17 protein-coding genes and 3 pseudogenes are annotated in these 19,745 nt (G+C 59.6%); 5 read left to right on the plus strand and 15 right to left on the minus strand.

From position 1 onward, the window contains the following. Window positions 1-356: 356 nt before the first annotated feature. From hpaH to BI327_RS03725, 5 genes and pseudogenes are all read right to left on the minus strand, one after another. The gene (gene hpaH, locus BI327_RS03705; RefSeq protein WP_076858406.1) at window positions 357-1,160 is read right to left on the minus strand and encodes a 2-oxo-hept-4-ene-1,7-dioate hydratase; all 804 of its coding nucleotides are present in this window, start codon (window positions 1,158-1,160) and stop codon (window positions 357-359) included. A 3-nt stretch (window positions 1,161-1,163) separates the two neighbouring features. Beyond that, entirely contained in the window at window positions 1,164-2,039 is an 876-nt protein-coding gene (locus BI327_RS03710; RefSeq protein WP_076858407.1) for a fumarylacetoacetate hydrolase family protein, read from the minus strand. A 43-nt stretch (window positions 2,040-2,082) separates the two neighbouring features. Then, entirely contained in the window at window positions 2,083-3,063 is a 981-nt protein-coding gene (gene hpaD, locus BI327_RS03715) for a 3,4-dihydroxyphenylacetate 2,3-dioxygenase (RefSeq protein WP_076858408.1), read from the minus strand. Window positions 3,064-3,088: 25 nt separating this feature from the next. Then, window positions 3,089-4,369 (minus strand): annotated as a pseudogene (gene hpaE / locus BI327_RS03720) (5-carboxymethyl-2-hydroxymuconate semialdehyde dehydrogenase); the annotation flags it as partial. Further along, window positions 4,354-4,770, minus strand: a pseudogene (locus tag BI327_RS03725) (IS5 family transposase); the annotation flags it as partial. The pseudogenes hpaE and BI327_RS03725, both read right to left, overlap by 16 nt. Before the next feature lie 235 nt (window positions 4,771-5,005). Here BI327_RS03725 and BI327_RS03730 point away from each other — a divergent pair. Further along, window positions 5,006-5,794 (plus strand): class I SAM-dependent methyltransferase, encoded by a 789-nt coding sequence (locus BI327_RS03730; protein ID WP_076858410.1) that lies wholly within the window; start codon window positions 5,006-5,008, stop codon window positions 5,792-5,794. A gap of 384 nt (window positions 5,795-6,178) precedes the next feature. Here the strand turns inward: BI327_RS03730 and BI327_RS03735 are convergent, their stop codons facing one another. Next, window positions 6,179-7,345 (minus strand): ABC transporter substrate-binding protein, encoded by a 1,167-nt coding sequence (locus BI327_RS03735; RefSeq protein ID WP_076858411.1) that lies wholly within the window; start codon window positions 7,343-7,345, stop codon window positions 6,179-6,181. A gap of 140 nt (window positions 7,346-7,485) precedes the next feature. Here BI327_RS03735 and BI327_RS03740 point away from each other — a divergent pair, with 140 nt between their 5' ends. The 4 genes from BI327_RS03740 to BI327_RS03755 all read left to right on the plus strand — a co-directional run bounded on the left by BI327_RS03740 (window position 7,486) and on the right by BI327_RS03755 (window position 11,140). Next, complete coding sequence (locus tag BI327_RS03740; protein ID WP_076858412.1) at window positions 7,486-8,055, plus strand: MarR family winged helix-turn-helix transcriptional regulator; 570 nt, start codon at window positions 7,486-7,488, stop codon at window positions 8,053-8,055. A gap of 290 nt (window positions 8,056-8,345) precedes the next feature. After that, window positions 8,346-9,575 (plus strand): cytochrome P450, encoded by a 1,230-nt coding sequence (locus BI327_RS03745; RefSeq protein ID WP_076858413.1) that lies wholly within the window; start codon window positions 8,346-8,348, stop codon window positions 9,573-9,575. A 6-nt stretch (window positions 9,576-9,581) separates the two neighbouring features. Further along, window positions 9,582-9,905, plus strand: a complete 324-nt coding sequence (locus tag BI327_RS03750; protein WP_076858414.1) for a 2Fe-2S iron-sulfur cluster-binding protein — start codon at window positions 9,582-9,584, stop codon at window positions 9,903-9,905. After that, window positions 9,902-11,140, plus strand: coding sequence for an NAD(P)/FAD-dependent oxidoreductase (locus tag BI327_RS03755; RefSeq protein ID WP_076858415.1), 1,239 nt, complete (start codon window positions 9,902-9,904; stop codon window positions 11,138-11,140). Before BI327_RS03750 ends, BI327_RS03755 begins: the two co-directional genes overlap by 4 nt. A 322-nt stretch (window positions 11,141-11,462) precedes the next feature. Here BI327_RS03755 and BI327_RS03760 read toward each other — a convergent pair whose 3' ends face one another. The 9 genes and pseudogenes from BI327_RS03760 to fahA form a co-directional block, all read right to left on the minus strand. Continuing rightward, window positions 11,463-12,824: an MmgE/PrpD family protein gene (locus BI327_RS03760; RefSeq protein ID WP_076858416.1), complete on the minus strand. Its 1,362-nt coding sequence runs from the start codon at window positions 12,822-12,824 to the stop codon at window positions 11,463-11,465. A 127-nt stretch (window positions 12,825-12,951) separates the two neighbouring features. Then, on the minus strand, window positions 12,952-13,770 hold the full coding sequence (locus tag BI327_RS43035) for an ABC transporter ATP-binding protein (protein ID WP_394329840.1): 819 nt from the start codon (window positions 13,768-13,770) through the stop codon (window positions 12,952-12,954). A 108-nt stretch (window positions 13,771-13,878) separates the two neighbouring features. After that, window positions 13,879-14,274, minus strand: a pseudogene (locus BI327_RS43040) (hemerythrin domain-containing protein); the annotation flags it as partial. A gap of 1 nt (window position 14,275) precedes the next feature. Beyond that, complete coding sequence (locus BI327_RS03770; RefSeq protein ID WP_076858418.1) at window positions 14,276-15,040, minus strand: ABC transporter ATP-binding protein; 765 nt, start codon at window positions 15,038-15,040, stop codon at window positions 14,276-14,278. Next, window positions 15,041-15,943, minus strand: coding sequence for a branched-chain amino acid ABC transporter permease (locus tag BI327_RS03775; RefSeq protein ID WP_245334704.1), 903 nt, complete (start codon window positions 15,941-15,943; stop codon window positions 15,041-15,043). Window positions 15,944-16,005: 62 nt separating this feature from the next. Then, complete coding sequence (locus BI327_RS03780; RefSeq protein ID WP_076858420.1) at window positions 16,006-16,878, minus strand: branched-chain amino acid ABC transporter permease; 873 nt, start codon at window positions 16,876-16,878, stop codon at window positions 16,006-16,008. A gap of 29 nt (window positions 16,879-16,907) precedes the next feature. Then, the gene (locus BI327_RS03785; RefSeq protein ID WP_076858421.1) at window positions 16,908-17,558 is read right to left on the minus strand and encodes a 3-oxoacid CoA-transferase subunit B; all 651 of its coding nucleotides are present in this window, start codon (window positions 17,556-17,558) and stop codon (window positions 16,908-16,910) included. A gap of 22 nt (window positions 17,559-17,580) precedes the next feature. After that, window positions 17,581-18,288, minus strand: a complete 708-nt coding sequence (locus BI327_RS03790; protein ID WP_076858422.1) for a CoA transferase subunit A — start codon at window positions 18,286-18,288, stop codon at window positions 17,581-17,583. 129 nt (window positions 18,289-18,417) lie between these two features. Beyond that, complete coding sequence (gene fahA, locus BI327_RS03795) at window positions 18,418-19,743, minus strand: fumarylacetoacetase (protein ID WP_076858423.1); 1,326 nt, start codon at window positions 19,741-19,743, stop codon at window positions 18,418-18,420. Between the last annotated feature and the right edge of the window lie 2 nt (window positions 19,744-19,745).

The following is a 19,745-nucleotide window of genomic DNA, read 5'->3' on the forward strand; positions in this document are numbered from 1 at the left end:
GTTTCGGGTCACTCTGCGTCGGCTTGCCGATCCGGCCTCGTTGCCGCGAATGCTTCGACCGAAGCTGCGGTTGTGGATCGGGATAGGCCTCGTCCAGATGGTCGAGGATTGAGCGAGTTGCAGTTCGCCTTCCACCCAGTACAGCACCAACCCGGCCGAACTCACCTTGCGGAACCGCTCCTGGTTCTGCTCGCCCTTCCTGAGTTGACCATATCAATGATGCAGTCCGCTCTCTTCAGGTTCGCGGCGATCCAAACCCGATACGCAGCGGCAGAACGGAAATAGTCATATAGAATGGGCTTTGAAGTGTCGGCCATGATCCTATCCGTATCCGAGGTCGACGCGCGGAAGTCGCCTTAGGCGAAATGGCAACTCACGGATCCGAACGATCCGAAGTCGGCATGGATCGTGTCACCATGTCGAGCTTCGATCGGCCGAATGAACGACCCTGCGAGCACCACCTGCCCGGCTTCGATCCGCTCGCCGTAGCCGGCCACTCGGTTCGCAAGCCACACAATACCGCGAGCAGGATTGTTCAGGACGCCTGCTCCGAGCCCCGTCTCCTCGACGACGGCATTTCGTGAGACAATAGCCCCCATCCAGCGCATGTCCACGTCGACAGGGCGCACCGGCCGGCCGCCCAGAATTATGCCGGCATCGGCGGCATTGTCCGCGATCGTATCGACGATAGTCCGTGTCTTCTTGGTAGTCGGGTCGGAACGCACGATCCGTGTATCAAGAATTTCGAGAGCCGGCATGACGTAAGCCGTTGCGTCTAGGACATCAAACAATGTCACGTTCGGTCCTTTGAGGGACTTGCTCATGAAGAATGCGATCTCGGCCTCAATGCGGGGCTGAATGAAACGGTTAGCGGGGATCGTTGCGCTATCGTCAAACACCATATCGTCGAACAGGACGCCGGAATCGGGGATGTCAATGTTCAACGCGGCCTGCATCGTCCTCGACGTCAGACCAATCTTCCAACCAATGACCGCCCGGCCCGCCTCGATCTTCCGTTTGTTCCACGCAGCCTGGACGACGTACGCGTCGTCCATAGTCATATTCGGGTATTTGAGCGACAGCAGTCCTATCTGGGTTCTGTTTCGCTCGGCAGCATCCAGACTGGCGACAGCTTCCTCAACTTCATCGTCCGTCAGCATCGATTACTTCTCGTCCTCTATCGTATTCCGCAACGTTCCTAAGCCTTGCGCAGCGACCTCGACCACGTCGCCCGGCTTGAGCCAGCGCGGAGGATCCAAGCGCGCTCCCGCCCCCGTCGGCGTTCCCGTCACCAGAACGTCCCCGGGAACGAGCGTGGTGAAGGTCGAGACGTAGTTGATGATCTTGCGAAAAGAGAAGATCATCCGTGACGTACGATCAGATTGACGCAGCTCGCCATTGACACGCGTCTCCAACTTGATGTCGGCGATCTGAGATTCGTCACGGAACGGAACCAGCCATGGTCCGATCGAGCCGCTGCCGTCGAAATACTTGCCCTGCGTCACGTTGAACTTCGCGTGGCGGACCCAGTCACGAAGCGTGCCCTCGTTGCAAAGCGACAGCGCGGCTATGTGGTCCAGCGCCTGCGCTTCGGAGATCCGACGCCCGGCGCGGCCGATCACGATCACGACTTCGCCCTCATAATCCAACTGCTGGGACTCGGCAGGTCGAAGCAAGGGCCGATCGTGTCCGACGAAGGATCGGGGGAATCGAACGAAGAGCGAAGGATTTGGCGGCGCGGCCTGGTTATCCTTGTACTCCTCGTTGCGGTCGGGATAGTTGACGCCGACGCAGATGATCTTCTCCGGCGAAGGCACGGGGATCTCATACCGCAATGAGGAAAGCTCGAGATCGGCAGGAAGGCCAGACGCATCCGTCAGCAGGTGCTCCAGGGCGCCCTCCGCCACGACCTCGCTTAAGTCGCGCCATCGCTCGCCGTAGCGTCTAGACAGGTCCACGACTCCATCGCCCTTCACGAGGCCGTATCCCGGCCTCCCGGCGTGGGAGAAGCTCATAAGCCTGACGGAAGGTTCGGTCATTTCATTGTCTTCCGATGGAAGGCCTCGATCGCGTCCTGACTGATCACGGCGCCACGATGGGCGTGGCTTTCAGATCGGGCTCCTTGATGGCGACGCCTTGGAACGGCGTGCCCTCTTCGAACCACGATCGAGGTGCAGGAGCGCCCCAGAGCGTTTGACGTTGCGGATCCTTGAGGCTCCACTTCAGCGGCTCGAGATCGGGATCCACCGTCTGATAGTCGGAGCAATAGAACTCGACGCGGTGCCCGTCCGGATCGCGAACGTACAGGAAGAAGGCGTTCGACAAGCCATGCCGCCCGGGGCCGCGCTCGATGTTCGAGACGTAGCCGGTCGTGGCCATGAGATCGAGAAGATCAATGATGTTCAGCGGCGTCGGGACCCAGAATGCCACATGATGAAGACGGGGACCGCTACCATTCGTGAACGCGATATCGTGAACGCCACCTTTCCGATGCATCCAGGCGGCCCATAGACGGCCTGTCACCTCGTCCTCGGTGTATTCGGTCGTCCGGAAACCGAGCTCGTTGTAGAAGGCGACCGCCTCATCGACGTTGCTCATGAAGAAATTGAAGTGGTCGATGCGGAGAGGTTTCACCCCCTTGTACAATCCGTATTTCTGATGGATCGGAGCGAGCCTGTCCATCTTCGCGTAGAACTCAAGGGGCGTGCCGTGCGGATCGCTCGTCAACAACGTACGCGATTGGAACGGACGATCGATCCAACGTACGGGAAGTCCGCGGGATTCGAAAAACCCCTGCGCCGCATCAAGATCCTTTTCGTCGAAAAGCTTGAAGCTCAGGTGTCGCGCGGCGGGCTCGTCGCCCTTTCTCAGGATCAGACAGTGATGTCCCCGTTCCTCCAGCGCGCGGAGAGTGATCATCTGACTGTCTTCGAACGTCACCTGCAAGCCCAGCGTGTCGACATAGAACGCGCGGCTCGCCTTCAGATCGCGCACGACGAGTTCCACGTGACTCAGACGGACGATGTTGACGGGCGGATACAGATTAGCGACAGGTATTGCCATTTTTCTCCCCACTTCCTGCGTTTCTTTAATTGGCTAGCTTGGAGATCCGGCGAGGCGCCGTCGCGAAGGCAACGTTCTTCGTCTCCATGTAGAAGTCGAACGACCAGTCGCCGCCGTCTCGGCCGATGCCGGACCCTTTTACGCCCCCGAACGGCGTGGGCAGGTGCCGAACATTCTCTGAATTCACCCAAATCATGCCCGCTTCCAGCTCTTCGCTGAATCGAAGGGCTCGCATGACGTCAGAGGTCCACAGATAGCCGGCCAGACCGTATTGCACGTCGTTCGCGAGCGCGAGCGCCTGGCTCTCGTCCTCGAACGAAATGGCGGTCAGAACGGGACCGAAGATTTCCTCTTGCGCGATCCGCATCCGATTGTTCGCGTCGACGAACAAGGTAGGCAAAACGTAGCACCCTCCGCCCGGGCCCGAGACCTTCTCGCCACCGGCGGCGACTTTCGCGCCCTCGGAACGTCCCAGGTCTATGTAGCTCAGGACCTTCTTTTCGTGGACCGGATGGATCAGAGGACCGACGACGGTGTCTGGATCAAGGGGGTGCCCTATCTTGATGCGCTTTGCCTTCTCGGCGACCGCCCGGGTGAATTTCTGGTAGACGCTCTTTTCGACGAACAACCGCGACGATGAGGTGCATCGTTCGCCGTTGTTCGAATAGATCATGAAAACTGCGGCGTCGGCTGCCCGCTCCAGATCGGCGTCCGCGAACACGACCATCGGATTTTTGCCGCCCAGCTCGAAGTGGACGCGCTTGAGCGTGTCCGCACCTTGCTTCAAGATCATGGCGCCCGTCCGGCTCTCGCCGACGAAGCCAATTGCCTTGATAGCCGGGTGCTCCGTGAGAGCCTTTCCTGCGTCTTCTCCCAGTCCGTTGACGAGATTCCAAACGCCCCTCGGCAGTCCGGCGCTCTCCGCGATCTCTACCAGTAGGCGCGCGGTTAGCGGCGAGAATTCGGCCGGCTTATGGACGACGGTGCAACCGGCTGCCAGGGCGGGCGCAATTTTCCACGTCGACAGCATGAACGGAACGTTCCATGGAGTGATGATCCCGACCGGCCCGATGGGCGTGCGCCCCGTCAGATTGAGCTGATCGACGGTGCGAAGGGTCTTGCCATCCCGCGCTTCGGGCGCGCGGTCCGCAAAGAAGCGAAAGTTTTCGGCCCCGCGAAGAGCTGCCTGCGACATGAACCGGTACGGCTGACCTGTATCCATGCATTCGACCAGCGCGATCTCCTCTGCCCGCGCTACGATCGCATCCGCGATCGTGTGAAGGATCCGGCGGCGCTCAACGCCAGCCGTACCGGGAGACCATTATCGACCACCGCATGGATTTTGCTGGTCAAGCCGCCGCGTGACCTTCCCATCGACTGCCGCTGGTTCCTGGTGATGCAGGCCCTATGCTGATGAACGTGGACGATCGAGGTGTCGATCATCTGGACAGCGGCATCGTGGGCAGCGGCAAGCTCGTCTATGGTGCGGCCCCAGACACCGGCCCGCCGCCACCTAACGAAGCGGTTGTAGCACGTGGTGTACGGACCAAATGCCTCGGGCAGATCACGCCAGGGTGCTCCGGATCGCAAAACCCAGAAAATTCCATTGAGAACGCGTCGGTCGTTTACCCGGGGAACGCCACGCGGCTTGTTCGGCAGCATCGGCTTGATGGCGGTCCATTCATGATCCGCGAGTTCGTAGCGCATGATTCGAGCCCCCAGTTCGGGAGTTTGAATCACGGAGGTCTGGCCAAGCGCAACGCTTCTGGCCCGACCCCGTTCGGCGCTTGCGGGCTGGAGCCGACATCGACCTGCCGACAATCGCCGATGAAACCGTCGAAAATGACCCCCATACCAAACAGACTGGTCCCGAAAGCTTTGCGGCTGTTTGTACTGGAGAGAAAGCGTGCGATCCGATAAATGAGCGTGGACGGAGGACGCCATGGAAGCGGATGATGTAAGACGGGCTTGGGAAGCTAACGCAGATGCTTGGACGCGACACAGCCGGGCCGGGTATGACATTTATCGAGACGCCCTGAATACACCAGCATTCCTCGCGGCCCTGCCGACAGTCAAGGACTTGAAGGGACTCGATATCGGTTGTGGCGAAGGCAGCAATACGCGGCAAGTGGCTCGTCTCGGGGCGAACATGCACGCGATTGATATAGCGCCCACCTTTATCCGCCACGCAGAGGAAGCCGAGCAAACTGAGCCGCTGGGCATCACCTATCGTACAGGTGACGCTGTGAGTCTGCCCTTTGAGGACGACACGTTCGATTTCGCAACCGCATTCATGTCCCTGATGGACGTGCCCAACCAACGCGCCGCGCTATCAGAAGCCTGTCGAGTGCTCCGACCGGGCGCATTCCTGCAATTTTCGATCCTGCATCCCTGCTTTGTGTCACCGTATCGAAAGACTCTGAAGGATGAGCACGGCCGGCGCGTAGCCATACAGAATGCTGGTTACTTCGACAATATTGACGGCCGTATAGATGCTTTTTGGTTCGAGACCTTGCCGGATGAGCTCCGCCAGCAAGATGGCCCTTTTCGCGTCCCTCGCTTTCATAGAACCCTAAGTCAGTGGGTCGAGATGATCACTATGGCAGGGCTGACTATCGAACAATTCGTCGAACCATGTGCTAGTTTGGAGTTAGCAAGCAAGGAGCCCGTGGTTGCAGACACCCGGATTGCTCCGATGTCACTGATCGTGCGCGTGAAAAAGCCTATGTGAAGCTCAATGGGCGACTGTGCTTTGGTTCGTATTATGGGAGCCGTCAGCGCTTTGGCGTTGCTGACAGCGCCGAAGTTCGAGTGCTTAGTGTGGCAGCTACTTCCGCAATTGGCCGATCGCGTCATTTGCTGCGGTTGCACAAGGGCGGTCGCTATCGGAGAAAAGCGGATATCGCCGACGGTTTATGAGTACGCGGCCTAAATAGATCCGGTGATTACGTCCGGCACATCCAACATCAGTTCGACTTTGCGGCGCGCGAGATCGCTTCCTTCTCCCACTCGCAGCCGCGCAAAAGAAAACCCGGCACGGTGTGCCGGGTTCAAGTTGGGCCGCCCAATCGGGCAGCTCGGGAGAACTCGTTCGAGGACTTTGCGCCGTGCTCACTTAATCCACGATCTTCCAATCGCCTTTTTCGATCTCAAGAAGTCGGAGGGATTCGAAGGAAAGACCATTGTGGTCCTTCTCGCTCATATTGAATGTGCCATTTGCTCCGACGAGGTCGCGCGTCCGCTCCAGCGCATCCCGCACTTTCTCCTTGTCGAAGCTGCCCGCCCGCTTCACGGCCTCGATGTATAAAAGAACGCCATCGAACGCATTCACGCCAAACGCCGACACGGGCTCCTTGTACTGTGTTTCGTACCGATGCTGGTAATCCATCACTACAGACTTTTGCCGGTCCTCCGCCGGCACCTTGTCGGCCACGATGCCGGCGGCGGCTGGGATCCGGACTCCTTCACCCGCCGCGCCCGTCACTTTCACGAACTCCTTCGAAGCGACGCCGTGCGACTGATACATCGGCAAGCGCATGTCGAGTTGCCTGTAGTTTTTGACGGCTATGACGGCTCCCGATCCGAAGCCCCAGACCAACAGAGCTTGCGCTTGGGGATTGCCTCGGATTTTGGTGAGCTGCACGGTCGTGTCCGTGTCCTTCGCCCCGTAGATCTCGTCCGCGACGATCTGAATTCCATACGCGGGAGCCGCGTTCAATATCTGATCGCGGCCTGCTTTGCCGAAACCAGAATCCTCCGAGAGAAGCGCGACTTTCGTTAGCCCGCGTCGCTTCAGGTCTACGAAAACCTTTTCCGCCGCCATCCGGTCGCTATGGGGCACCTTGAACACCCACTTGCGCACGGGGTTTACGATCACTCCGGCTCCCCCGAACGAAATAAAGGGCATTCCCGTTTTTTCGGCGAGCGGCGCGACGGCCATGCTGGTGGCGGTCGTGCTCCCGCCGATCAGGACATCGACGTTGTCGTTGTCGAGAAGGCGCTTGGCTAAACCTACCGCCCTGTCTGCCGCTCCTCCGTCATCGTAAAGGACCAGCTCGAGCTGTCGCCCAAGAAGGCCCCCGCCTGCATTAATCCGGCCGATTTCGGCTTCCATAGTCTTTTTTGCGGGCTCACCGAGATAGGCAGCCGGGCCGCTGGTGGTGAGGAACGAACCAATCCTTATCGACCGCTCAGCGGCCGCACCGAACTGCGGCGACACGATCAAACCAAGGCCGACGACCACCGAAGCGATAGTCTTAAGGCCTCCGATGAACTTCGGCATGTGTTTCCTCCCTGGACGCACTCTGTGGTGCTCGTGATTGTGAGTTGAATTATCAACTCAATACCCGGAGTTGTCAAACGTCCCCGACGGACTTAGGACCTCACATGCGAACTCATCCCAACACGTGACCTAGGCGGCAAATGGCAAGAGCGCCCGCAAAGAAACTTGAAAAGCCCGGGAAAGGCCCGAAAGAACCGGGTAGGAAGCCACGCGATCCGGAATCGTCCCTTCGCATAGGCGGACGTCTGGCGCTCGACCTCGATCGACACATTCCGGTGCTGCTCGTGTTCCTCTCGAACAAGTTCACCAATGGCACGTCCCAGATCTATCGGAGGCACTTCGGCGTTGGAGTCATCGAGTGGCGGTGCATGGCTCTTCTCATCGTCGAACCCTGGATTTCGCCGAACCGGATCTGTCAGGTCATCGGGCTCGACAAGGCGGCCGTCAGTCGCGCGATCCGTACGCTCGAGGAGAGCGGCCTGGTTCGGGTGCGTTCGAACAGCCAGCGAAGCCGATTTCTAGAGGTTGCACTCACGGAAAAGGGGGCGGCGCTCCACGACAGGATCGTTCAAGTCGCCTTCGAAAGGGAAAGGCGACTGACTGCTGACCTCGGGCCCGAGGAGCGCGAAGTGCTTATCCGGGCGCTGAAAAAGATGCTCGCCCGCATCGACAGCGTAAATGGTCCCATCGTAATTCCACCGGAGAATTGAGCCACGCGACTGCACTCTGGTTCTTTCTAAACTCGGCTGCCTCTGATCAGCATTCTCTAGTCTGAAGCTTCGGTAGAGAAGTTGCTCGCCCCGATTCACGATGGGAAGGCTCTCACGAACATCGAGTGAGTTGACATACCAACTGACTCGCATTAGCGTTTCCCCTGTCAGCCTTCAGAAAAACGGGCGACACGGGATGGAAGAGCCAATCGGAGCTAGGCGACCCTCAGTCGCCTATCGATGAAGCTTACCTCCCGCACCGCGATGACGGCAAAACAGGGAGGACCAGCATGTCGACGGCACCGTTGCAAGCCGAACTGACTTCAGAACCGCTCGTCAGTTGTCCGGTCTCTCGCCTAGATCCTTTTGGGCGCGAATTCCTCACTGACCCCTATCCTTTTCATGGAGAACTCCGAGACGCCGGTCCCGTCGTTTGGCTTGAGCGTTACCAGGTTTGGGGCTTTGCCCGTCACGCCGAAGTGTACGCGGCCATGCAGGACTGGCAGACCTATTCGTCTGCGGCGGGCGTCGGCATAGACGATTTTCGCAAGAACAAGGCGTGGCGACCCCCAAGCCTGCTGCTTGAGGTCGATCCCCCGCTCCACACGCGCACCCGCGCCGTGATGAGCAAGATTCTCAGCCCTGCGGCCATGCGGCGCCTTCGCGATGAGTGGCAAACCAGAGCCGACACGTTGGTGGAGAAGCTCATAGAGCGAGAGACCTTCGACGCCGTGAAGGACCTGGCGAGCGTATTCCCAGTATGGGCATTTCCGGACGCCATCGGGATCGGCATGGAGGGGCGCGAGAACCTCCTGCCCTTCGGCAACATGATCTTTAACTCGTTCGGGCCCCGGAACGAGATCTTCCTGGAGTCGATCAAAGAGGCGGAGCCGGTCGTTGCCTGGATTTATGGAAAGTGTGCGCGTGATGTTCTGGCCCCCGGCAGCTTCGGTGCGCAAGTCTACGACGCACTCGATCGAGGCGAGATTCAGCCCGACGAGGCACCCGTGTTGGTGCGGGCGATGCTCACGGCCGGACTGGATACTACTGTCATCGGCATCGGCTCCTCAATACACGCCTTCGCCCTCTATCCGGAGCAGTGGCAAAAGCTGCGGGAAAACCCGACGCTCATCCGCCCCTCCTTCGATGAATTGCTGCGTTGGGCGTCCCCTGTTCAGACGTTCTTCCGCACGACCACGCGCGACGTGCAGGTCGGCGCAACCATGATCCCGGACGGATCCAAGGTGCTCCTCTTCCTCGGTTCGGCCAATCGCGATCCGCGCAAATGGGAGGACCCCGACAAATTCAACATCACGCGCTCGACGACGGGCCATGTGGGCTTTGGAACGGGCATTCACGGGTGTGTCGGACAGATGGTCGCGCGAATGGAAGCCGAGGTCGTCCTGACGTCGATGATCAAACGCATCAAGTCGATCGAAATCGTCGGCGAACCCGTTCGGCGTCTCAACAATACCCTCCGCTCCTTGTCGAGCCTGCCGGTTCGCGTCACTCCTGCTTGAGGAATCATGCCGAAAATCAGCTACCAATCCCATGATGGCACCGTCGCCGACGTAAACGCCCCCGAGAATATGAGCGTCATGCAGGTCGCAAAGGCGAACGGCGTCGACGGCATCGTGGCCGAATGCGGCGGCTCGGCCATGTGTGCCACCTGCCACGTATACGTTGCGGAGGATTTCCTTGACCGCCTGCCGGTGATGAATGCGGTCGAGGACGAAATGCTCGACTGCACGGCGACCGAGAGAAAGCCCAGCAGTCGCCTCTCTTGTCAGATCAAGCTGACTCCCGATCTCGACGGAATCGTAATCCATGTGCCCGAGCGCCAGACATGAGCCCGGCACCTATCGTGATCCTGGGCGGCGGCCATGCCGGCGCCCAGCTCGCCGCATCCCTACGCGAGGAGGGCTATGACGGTTCGATAGCCATAGTCAACGGCGAAGGCGTGGCGCCGTACCAAAGGCCGCCCCTCTCGAAGGGGTACATCCACGGGGATATTCCTGCCGAGGCCCTCTCGCTGCGCGCTCAATCATTCTTCAATACCAAGCGCATCGATATAGTGAACCAAGCAGCGGTCTCGATCGACCGCGCTCTACGAAACGTTCGCCTCACTTCGGGCCAGGCGCTCGAATACTCGCACTTGATTCTTGCGACCGGATCGCGGTCCCGAACCTTGGAGTTGCCCGGAAGCGGGCTCCAGGGCTCGCACGAACTGCGCACGCTCGAAGATGCATCCAGAATCCGAGCTGACCTCCAATCTTGCCGCAGCGCCTTGGTGATCGGAGCAGGCTTCATCGGTCTGGAGTTTGCTGCCGCAGCCCGGAAAAAAAATATCGAGGTGAACGTCATCGAATTGGCGGACCGCCCTATGGCGCGCTCGCTTTCGCCGAAAATGTCGGACTTCTTTCGTGATGCCCACCGAGACACAGGATCTCAGTTCCACTTCGGAAGACGCGTCAACGAACTAAGAGGTTGGCAAGGGCATGTGACAGAAGCAGTCCTGGACGATGGACGTGCAATCGCAGCCGATATCGTCCTGGTAGGCATCGGAGTGGTGGCGGACGACCGATTGGCTCGCGACGCAGGTCTCGTCTGCGAGGACGGCATCGTCGTCGACGAAGCACTGCTGACTTCGGACCCCAGGATTTCCGCGATCGGCGATTGCGCCCGGCACCCCAATCCTTTTGCGAGAGCGACGATCCGGCTGGAATCGGTTCAGAACGCCGTGGATCAAGCAAAATGCGTCGCGCGCAGACTGGTTGGGAAGCCGGAACCCTTCCATAGCTTGCCATGGTTTTGGAGCGACCAGGGCAGTCTCAAACTTCAGATCGCCGGGCTCGTCCGAGGCTGCGATACGTTCGTCTCACGCGGCGATCCCAAATCATCTGCATTCTCGGTATTCGGCTTTGCCGATGGTGCGCTGCGATGCGTTGAATCCGTGAACCGGGCTGGCGACCACATGGCCGCCAGAAGGCTCTTGGATGCCGGCTGCGCGATCAGCACTGAAGAAGCAGGAGACACGGCCTTCGACCTGAAGGCGGCCGTGCGGCGGGCCGCCGTTTCCGCTTGAGGGCGCTTCCTTTCAAGGATCGAAACCTAGTCCGCCGCGCCGCTGCCTTCCATGTCGAATACGCCGCCGAGCCGCGGGTCGCGCGCTTTGACGGCGGGATATTTGCCGACAAGCTAACTCCTTGAGGAACGATGCCGGCCCTGAGGTTTCCGACGAAGACCATGTCATCACGTCGAAATCCACATTCGCGGCAGGACACAGCTTCCTCGACAGCCCGGACGATAAGTGGCTCAAGCGCATCTTCGAGAGCTTGCCGAACGCGGAGTGCGGCCATCCGATTAGGTAAGCCTCCATGTTTTCGTCCATTCGATCGAGCTCGTAATCAATTGGCGGCAAGCAGGCTGACGAGATGCCGGGCGTCGCCGAGATCATCGAGGTTCTCGATCATCTGGGCGATTGCTTGCCCCCTCGCCTCTGCGTTCTTGATCGGTGAATAGCGTACGCAGTCTTCGAACCGGCGCTGGTGCGCCGCGGCACTCAATGGACTGTCCGGGAATCCATCGGGGTGGTCCAGTTTCAAGCAGAAGGACTCGCCGGACACAGTCGTGATGTCGAGATCAACGGCGGTATGTCCTCGGGCATCCAGCGTCGGGGCGGCTCGCACTTCCACGCTCCTTGCGAGCTTCATGATCTCATCCCGGCCGACCGACTCGGGCGTGAAATGATTGAGCTCCGAGGAGCCATGGAGCAATGCGTTTGCCACGCAAAATTGTACGCTGAACTGCGCGTTGACGCGCGGGTTCTCGCCGACGACGAACTGGTGTCCAACCAGCTTGTGGGCATATGGCGGCACCCGGACCGAGATCGAGCTTACGTGATCCGCACGAACGCCGTGCTTCTGAACTGCCTCGAGAGTCAGTTGCGTGATGCCTTGCGTCAAACCGCAGCTAGGGAACTGCTTGAAGACGGTCCGCTCGAGTCGAAAATCCTTGCCCAGCGCGTGCGTAAAGCGGTCGTCTTTCGCGTCGCCCGCGAAAAGCCGGCGGTAACCGTAGACGCCCTCCAGGAAGTTTGCCGGGCCGGTGATGCCGACGGCGGCCAAGTCGGCACAAAGCACTCCGGACTCGGCTACCCATCCTTGGATGACCCGCACGGCGAGTGAACCGTCGACATTGCTCTGGAAGCTGCCGCCCGCTCGATTGAATGCTAATGCAAGTGCCTGAAGCGTCTGGTGGGGCGGGAGCCGCCTAATTCGACACGCGGTTGCCGCTGCTGCAAACACGCCGGCGACCCCGGTGGGATCGAAGCCATGATACTCCGCCTCCGATAGATTGAAACGCGATCCGATCTCGGCGCCGACCGCGATTGCGGCAAGTAGATCACGCCCCTCGCAACCGCCCATGCTTTCGGCCATGGCGAGTGCCACCGGCACGATCGACGAGCCCATATGCAGACCCGGCGCCATTGCGTCGCAATAGTCGAGTGCGCGACAGACTACCCCGTTGGCCAAAGCCGCGGCGCGTGTCGGGACTTTGCCCCCTGTGAAAAAGACCGTGGCTTCGCTCTTACCACCTGCCTCGAGCACATATTTTTGGACTTCGCGGCAACCCTGCTCGGAAGCGCCAGCCATTCCCGTTCCGATCACGGCAAGCACGATCTGCTTCACGATCGTACGAGCGCTTTCGGAAAATTCCTCGAAGCTCGTCTTCGAAACGAAATCGGCCAGTCTCTGTTCGCTGCTCATATACGTTCTCCTACACGTCTTGGAAGTGCATCTTCAGAGGTCGTCTCCCCGTGACCGCCGAAGCATCCGCTTTCAGCGCCTTCTGTCTCTCAACTCATCACGCAAGCGCTTGGCGTACGAGGAGCGTTCACATGCCAAGATACGCGCGCCGGACATCGTCGTTCGCGAGCAGCTCATGGCCGCGGCCCTCCAGCGTCACTTTGCCGGTCTCCAACACGTAAGCGTAGTCGGCGATGGAAAGCGCCGCACGTGCGTTCTGCTCGACCAATAGAATCGTCATCCCGCTCTGCTTCAAGGTCCGAATGATTCGGAAGATTTCCTCCACGATCAGCGGCGCCAATCCCATGGATGGTTCATCCAGCAGGAGCAGTTTCGGTTTACCCATGAGAGCCCGGCCGAGCGCCAACATCTGCTGCTGACCGCCCGACAGGGTCCCCGCCGGTAACGCGCGCTTCTCGCGCAGAATCGGGAAAAGCTCGTAAACCTCGCTCAACCCAGAGGCGATCTCCTTGCCAGGCCGCGTATACGCACCCATGACCAGATTATCTTCGATCGACATTGGGCCAAACACCTGCCGACCCTCCGGCGAATGGCAGATTCCCCACCTGACTCGCGCGGCGGACCGGACCGAGGTGATGGCCTCTTTTCCGAAATGAATGGCCCCTGCACTCGCCGGCCGGACTCCCGAAATGCATCGCAAGAGCGTCGTCTTGCCTGCGCCATTGGCGCCGATCAGGGCAACGAGTTCACCTTCCCCCACCGTAATGGAAACGCCGTGGAGCACCTGGATCTGACCATAGCGAGTCCGAAGATCACGTATCTGAAGGAGATCCCGTCCGGCACGCGGCGCCGCCGAGATCGCGACGACGGAGCCGAAATCCTTCTCGGCACCGCGCCCATCCGACGCAGGTAGAAGCGGCGTAATGCGTTGTTGCAGCAGGGTCATCTTTCCCGCAGGGCCCGAATGACTTAACGGATCGACGTGGGCCTCGAAGGCCGCATCGATCTCGACCCAGTCGGCGGACGTAAAGATCTTACGCGCGAGCGCAAAAGTTACTTCCTCCTCCAGCTTCATGTGTGCATCGAGATGAGCGCGAAAACGTTCGATGGCTTCGGCAAGGGCTTGCCCGCAGCCGTGCTCAGGCTCTGCCTTGATAAGAGCGCGGATCAAAGCCAGTTTTTGCGGACTGGCTTCGTGGTCGCCGCGAAGCTTCGCAAGAATCTCGCCGGCCTCCTCCGATCGTTCGCGCAACCGAGCGAAGAGTTGATCGTCCTCCTTCGGATGATGAAAACGTCCAGTGAACTGTTCGAAATAGTCGAGGATGAGCTCGACCGTATGCGCGTCGTGAGCATCCCAACTCTCCCTGAGGCGAGCGCCGAGCATTGAAAGCGCGGTGGCAAGCTGCCACATCGTGCGATGCTCGTTTCGGATGATGTCAAGGGACCGCATCTCAGGTCTCGCCCACTTCACTGCCGAGGTAGGCCGCGATAACGTCACGGTTGATGCGGATTTCGTCGGGGGTCCCCTCGGCAAGGCGCTTCCCGTGGTCGAGCACCAATATACGTTCTGAGATGCTCATGACGAGCCTCATATCATGTTCGACGAGAACGACGGTGATGCCGGACTTCGCGAGCCTGACGATCAGCTCCTCGATTTCATGCGTTTCGGTATGATTCAGACCCGCAGCCGGTTCGTCTAGGAGGAGCAGCTTCGGCTCCATCGCGAGCGCACGAGCGATTTCGAGACGTTTCAGAGCTCCATAGGGCATCGCACTGGCATCGGCCGCGACGAATTTCTTGCACCCGACAAAGGTGAGCAATTCGGCGGCCTTCATCCGACAGGCCCTGTCGGATTGGCGCAGGCCCGGCGCCCTGATCATGCCGGCGAGCAGGCTCGAATTGAGGTTGAGATGAGCCCCCACCATGACGTTCTCGACGGCGCTCAGATTCATGCAGACCTGCAGGTTCTGAAACGTACGGCTCAACCCGCGGCTCGCGAGGATATTTGACGAAATGCCTGAAATTTCCTCGCCCGCGAGCGAGATCGATCCCGCCGAGGGAACGTAAAGGCCGGTGATCAAATTAAACAGCGTCGTCTTGCCCGCTCCGTTCGGTCCAATGACGGCGTAGACGCCCCCTCGCGGGATCTCGAACGAGACGTCCTCGATAGCATGGACGCCCCCGAAGCTTTTCGATAGGTGCGATACCTTTAGCATTCAACCCTCCGGACGCCGGAACAGGCCCGCAAGGCTGGGTACGATACCGCGCGGCAGAAAAATCATCGTGACGACCAGGATTACGCCGAACGCAATGGTCTCCCATCCTTCGAAGCTCGCGAGAACCTGCGGAAGAAGGCTCAGCAGGACGGCTCCGAACACGGCACCCCAAACCGATGCCATGCCTCCGACTACCACCATCGTGACCAGCTCAACCGAATGCGGGAACGCAGCTATCCCCGGCGTGATGAAGCCCAAGTAGTGCGCCGAGAGACTTCCTATGATGGCCGCGTAGGACGCCGACAGAACGAAGACTCGCGTTTTGAAGCTTGCGGTGTCGATGCCCATGGCCCGCGCCGCGACCTCCGAACCGTGCAAAGCCTGGAGAGCCCGGCCTGCCGGCGAGTCGACGAGGTTCTGGGCAAGCACAATCGTGACGACCAACAAAGCGGCAAATATCCAGTACCATTGCCTCTCACCGGACGGCTGCCAGCCGAACATCACGAAGTCCCCGACTGACATACCGTCCGGACCTCCAGTCCACACGGTCTCGTTCGTGATGACGATCGAGATGATGATGCCCAGCCCCAGTGTAGCCATCGCCAGGTAGTGCCCTTTGAAGCGCAGGATCAAGCCGGCGATGACCCAGGCGAGAACGCCCGCCGCGATCGCAGAAACCACAAGGGCCAGGCCGGGATGAATGTCCCAGCGGGATGTCAAAATGGCCGACCCATAAGCTCCGAGACCTACGAATCCTGCATGACCGAGACTGATCTGCCCCGTGTAACCGATCAACAAGTTCAACGTGATGGCAAGCACGGCATTGATCGCGATCCGGATCGCGACGTCCAGGTAGAATGCGTTCGGCAAGAACACCGGCAGGACCATGAGAACGACTGTCACGGCGAGAAGCCCCGGAGCTCTGCTCCGCGGCGCAAGAACATCCGGTAGGGAACCGCTTGTGCTCATACCCGATCCGTCTGCCTGGCGCCGAACAAGCCCTGAGGTCTAAGGCCAAGGATCAGAAGCGCGAGAACGAAAGATACCGCATCCTTGTATGCGGACGACGCGTAGCCGGCGGTCATCGACTCGAGAAGGCCCAGCAGAAGCCCGCCCAGGACGGCGCCCACCCCGCTCCCAAGGCCGCCCAGCGTCGCCGCGACGAACCCCTTCAGCCCGAGCATGCCGCCCGAATCGTAGGAGGTCGTCGCAATCGGTGCGACAAGAATGCCGCCAACGGCGCCGATCGCGGCCGACAGAACGAAGCTCAGCATTAAGACGGTGCGGGTGTCGACACCAACGAGCTCGGCGGCAAGCCGATTGTAGGCCGCGGCCAGCATGCCTTTACCGATGCGCGTGCGGCCGAAGAAGAAACTTAGGCCCACGACGAGAAGCGCGGAAACACAGAGGATCCAGATGCTCTGAGGCAGGATGGTCGCTCCAAAGACCGCAATGGGCTTGTCTCCGGAGAATGCAGGCAAGGAATGGTTGGCCTTTCCGAACGTGACCTGGACGATGCCTCGCAATATCATCGCAACTCCAAGCGTTATGATGATGAGACTGACCACGTCCGAGCCGCTTGCAGGTTCGACGACGAGCTTTTCGATGATAAGACCGACTAGTGCGATGGCTACCACGCTCAAAAGCGCAGCGAGCGGCAACGGGATGCCCGCCGCCGTCAAGAATGCCCCTGCCATGCCCCCCAGCATCATGAACTCGCCTTGCGCGAAATTGATCACACCCGAGGCATTGTAGATGATCGAAAACCCGAGCGCGGCGAGTGCGTAGATCGCTCCAACGGTCAGTCCGGAAGATACGAATTGCAAGAATTGAGACATGCCCGTCCTTTGCCGCAATGGCTGCGCGTTTAGTTGCCAGCAACGCGAATGTCGAAGGTCGCCTCGGTCTTGCTCTTGATTTCGTCGAGGGTAACTCCATCCGCGATTTCGACGAGCCGCATGACGTTCGAGCCGATCTTGTCGATCTGGAAGACACCAAGATCGGTGATGACCATATCCACGACCCTCGATCCCGTTAGAGGGAGACCGCAGTCGCGGAGCAGCTTCGGCCCGTCCTTGCTCACGTGTTCCATGACCACGATGACTTTTCTCACGCCCGCGACCAGATCCATCGCTCCCCCCATTCCCTTGACGATCTTGCCGGGAATGGCCCAATTGGCGAGGTCTCCGTTCTGCGCCACCTGAAGGGCGCCCAGGATGGACAGGTCAATGTGTCCGCCACGGATCATGGCGAACGACTCTGCCGATGAGAAATAGCTGGTCGTCGGCAGTTCCGTGATGGTTTGCTTGCCGGCATTGATCACATCGGCGTCCTCGTCCCCTTCGTAAGGAAACGGTCCCATCCCGAGCATGCCGTTTTCGCTCTGCAATTGCACCTTCATCCCTGCGGGAATGAAGTTCGGTACGAGTGTGGGAATTCCGATACCCAGATTGACGTACAAGCCCTCGCGCAGCTCTTTGGCGGCACGGGCGGCTATCTGATCGCGGGTCCAGGGCATCTGATCTCCGTTCCGTCAGTGGCTAAGCATTCGGTCGTTTGCGCACGGTACGCTGCTCTATGTGCTTGGCGACGTTCGGAACATGAACGATACGATCAACATAGATTCCCGGCGTATGAATTGAATCCGGATCGAGCGCTCCTGGCTCGAGCAGATGCTCGACTTGCACGACGGTCACGCCGCCGGCCGTCGCCATGATCGGATTGAAGTTGCGTGCGGCCTTGCGAAAGACGAGGTTTCCCTCAGTGTCCGCCTTCCATGCGTGGACAAGCGAGACGTCGGCGCGGAGCCCCAGTTCCATCAGATACTTCTCGCCGCCGAATTCGCGAACTTCTTTGCCCTCGGCGATGACGGTACCCACACCGGTCCTGGTGTAGAATGCAGGAACTCCGGCCCCTCCCGCTCGAATTCGCTCCGCCAGGGTCCCTTGCGGATTGAATTCGAGCTCCAGCTCACCCGAGAGATACTGTTGAGCGAAACGCTTGTTCTCGCCCACATAGGAGGAGATCATCTTCCTGATCTGCCTCGTCTCGAGCAAGATGCCGAGACCCACCCCGTCCACGCCGGCGTTGTTGGAAATGACCGTGAGGTTCCTTGCGCCCGTTTCCTTCACGGCCTCGATGAGTGCTCCAGGGACCCCACAGAGCCCGAATCCGCCTGCCATCAGCGTCGTGCCGTCATTCACCAGGCCATCAATGGCGTCACGTGCGTTCTCGAACACTTTACCCATTGAGCACCAATCCGCATGTTTCGATAAGACGTTCCAAACGATGAACTTTCAGTCCGCCAGGCTCCAAGCTCCCGAGCTCACCTCGACCATTCGGAAGGCGGTTGAATCGGGCCTCAAGACGCCTTGAGATCACACGGCCTTGCTGACGGTCGTTCGACATTCGCCGAATCCGATCCGACCCCGTCCTTCTGCCTCGCACCAAGCGCTCATGATCACAGTGTCGCCGTCCTCAAGGAAAATCCTCGTCTCGCCGGACGGCAGCGACACCGGCGAGCTGCCTCCCTCACTGAGCTCCAAGAGGCACCCTCTCGACTCCGGCGCAGGTCCGGATATCGTTCCTGTGCCCAAAAGATCACCGGGCTGCAGATTGCATCCGTTCGATGTCTGGTGCGCGACGACCTGCGCGATGGTCCAGTAGGCATCTGCGTAGTTCGACAGGGAGAGGCGAGCCGGCGGCAACCCGCGCGCGCGCATGGCCGCGCTCAGTAGGTGGATCGAAACCTTGATATCGATCGCGCCCCGCGTCGCGTCGTTGGATGATGTCAGGTGTGGCAAGGAAGCCGGATCTCCGTCTGGTCTGCGATGGGGCCTACGATAGGGATCGAGAGCATCAAAACTTACGACCCAAGGCGAGATCGACGTCGCGAAGCTCTTCGCCAAGAACGGTCCAAGCGGCTGATACTCCCATGACTGGATGTCTCTGGCGGACCAGTCGTTGAGCAGGCAGACGCCGAAAAGATGGTCCTCGACGCGGTCGATCGGAATTGGCGTGCCTAGTGTGTTACCCGCCCCGACAAATACTCCGAGCTCGGCTTCGTAGTCGAGCCGTCGGCAATCCGAATAGATCGGATCGGCGGATCCCGGCGTGAGGATCTGTCCTCTCGGGCGAACGACAGGTTGCTCAGAAAGAAGGATCGAAGACGTCCTTCCCTGATACCCAACGGGAAGCCAGCGGTAGTTGGGCAAGATCGGATTTTCCGGCCTGAACAGTTTTCCTACGTTCGTGGCGTGATGGATGGAACAGTAGAAGTCCGAAAAATCGCCGATCCGGGCAGGCATCTTGAATTCAACTTCACGAAGGCCAATCAAGGCGCCCGCAACGCGCTTTCTCTGCGGAAAATCGTGCTGCAGGATTCGCGAAAGATTTCTGCGCAAGGCTCGCTGTGCGCGACGTCCTGCAGCCATGAACTCGTTCAAGCTCGACGACGAGACAAGATTGATCGCGGCCAGTCCTGGCTCGTTCAGATGAGGTGAAAGGCAAGACGCAGACAGATCGATCAGAGAATCACCTATCGCGATTCCTGCCCGAAACTGCTCGTCGGAGCCGGCCCTACGGAAGACCGCGACCGGTAGATTTTGAATGGGGAAGTCACCATTCTTATCATTCGCCGCTTCGACCCAGCTCCGCAGCTCTGGATCATGCGTTTGATCGAGATCGTACGTCGCTTCTGTCATCT

It is taken from the genome of Bradyrhizobium mercantei (assembly GCF_001982635.1).
Lineage (GTDB): Bacteria > Pseudomonadota > Alphaproteobacteria > Rhizobiales > Xanthobacteraceae > Bradyrhizobium > Bradyrhizobium mercantei.

Excerpts from the sequence above, each read along its gene's own strand:
- BI327_RS43035 (WP_394329840.1), bottom strand. The coding sequence starts at position 13,770 with ATGACCCTGCTGCAACAACGCATTACGCCGCTTCTACCTGCGTCGGAT.
- BI327_RS03710 (WP_076858407.1), bottom strand. The coding sequence starts at position 2,039 with ATGACCGAACCTTCCGTCAGGCTTATGAGCTTCTCCCACGCCGGGAGG.
- hpaD (WP_076858408.1), bottom strand. The coding sequence starts at position 3,063 with ATGGCAATACCTGTCGCTAATCTGTATCCGCCCGTCAACATCGTCCGT.
- hpaH (WP_076858406.1), bottom strand. The coding sequence starts at position 1,160 with ATGCTGACGGACGATGAAGTTGAGGAAGCTGTCGCCAGTCTGGATGCT.
- BI327_RS03785 (WP_076858421.1), bottom strand. The coding sequence starts at position 17,558 with ATGCCCTGGACCCGCGATCAGATAGCCGCCCGTGCCGCCAAAGAGCTG.
- BI327_RS03730 (WP_076858410.1), top strand. The coding sequence starts at position 5,006 with ATGGAAGCGGATGATGTAAGACGGGCTTGGGAAGCTAACGCAGATGCT.
- BI327_RS03750 (WP_076858414.1), top strand. The coding sequence starts at position 9,582 with ATGCCGAAAATCAGCTACCAATCCCATGATGGCACCGTCGCCGACGTA.
- BI327_RS03740 (WP_076858412.1), top strand. The coding sequence starts at position 7,486 with ATGGCAAGAGCGCCCGCAAAGAAACTTGAAAAGCCCGGGAAAGGCCCG.
- BI327_RS03755 (WP_076858415.1), top strand. The coding sequence starts at position 9,902 with ATGAGCCCGGCACCTATCGTGATCCTGGGCGGCGGCCATGCCGGCGCC.
- BI327_RS03770 (WP_076858418.1), bottom strand. The coding sequence starts at position 15,040 with ATGCTAAAGGTATCGCACCTATCGAAAAGCTTCGGGGGCGTCCATGCT.
- BI327_RS03735 (WP_076858411.1), bottom strand. The coding sequence starts at position 7,345 with ATGCCGAAGTTCATCGGAGGCCTTAAGACTATCGCTTCGGTGGTCGTC.
- fahA (WP_076858423.1), bottom strand. The coding sequence starts at position 19,743 with ATGACAGAAGCGACGTACGATCTCGATCAAACGCATGATCCAGAGCTG.
- BI327_RS03745 (WP_076858413.1), top strand. The coding sequence starts at position 8,346 with ATGTCGACGGCACCGTTGCAAGCCGAACTGACTTCAGAACCGCTCGTC.
- BI327_RS03790 (WP_076858422.1), bottom strand. The coding sequence starts at position 18,288 with ATGGGTAAAGTGTTCGAGAACGCACGTGACGCCATTGATGGCCTGGTG.
- BI327_RS03780 (WP_076858420.1), bottom strand. The coding sequence starts at position 16,878 with ATGTCTCAATTCTTGCAATTCGTATCTTCCGGACTGACCGTTGGAGCG.
- BI327_RS03760 (WP_076858416.1), bottom strand. The coding sequence starts at position 12,824 with ATGAGCAGCGAACAGAGACTGGCCGATTTCGTTTCGAAGACGAGCTTC.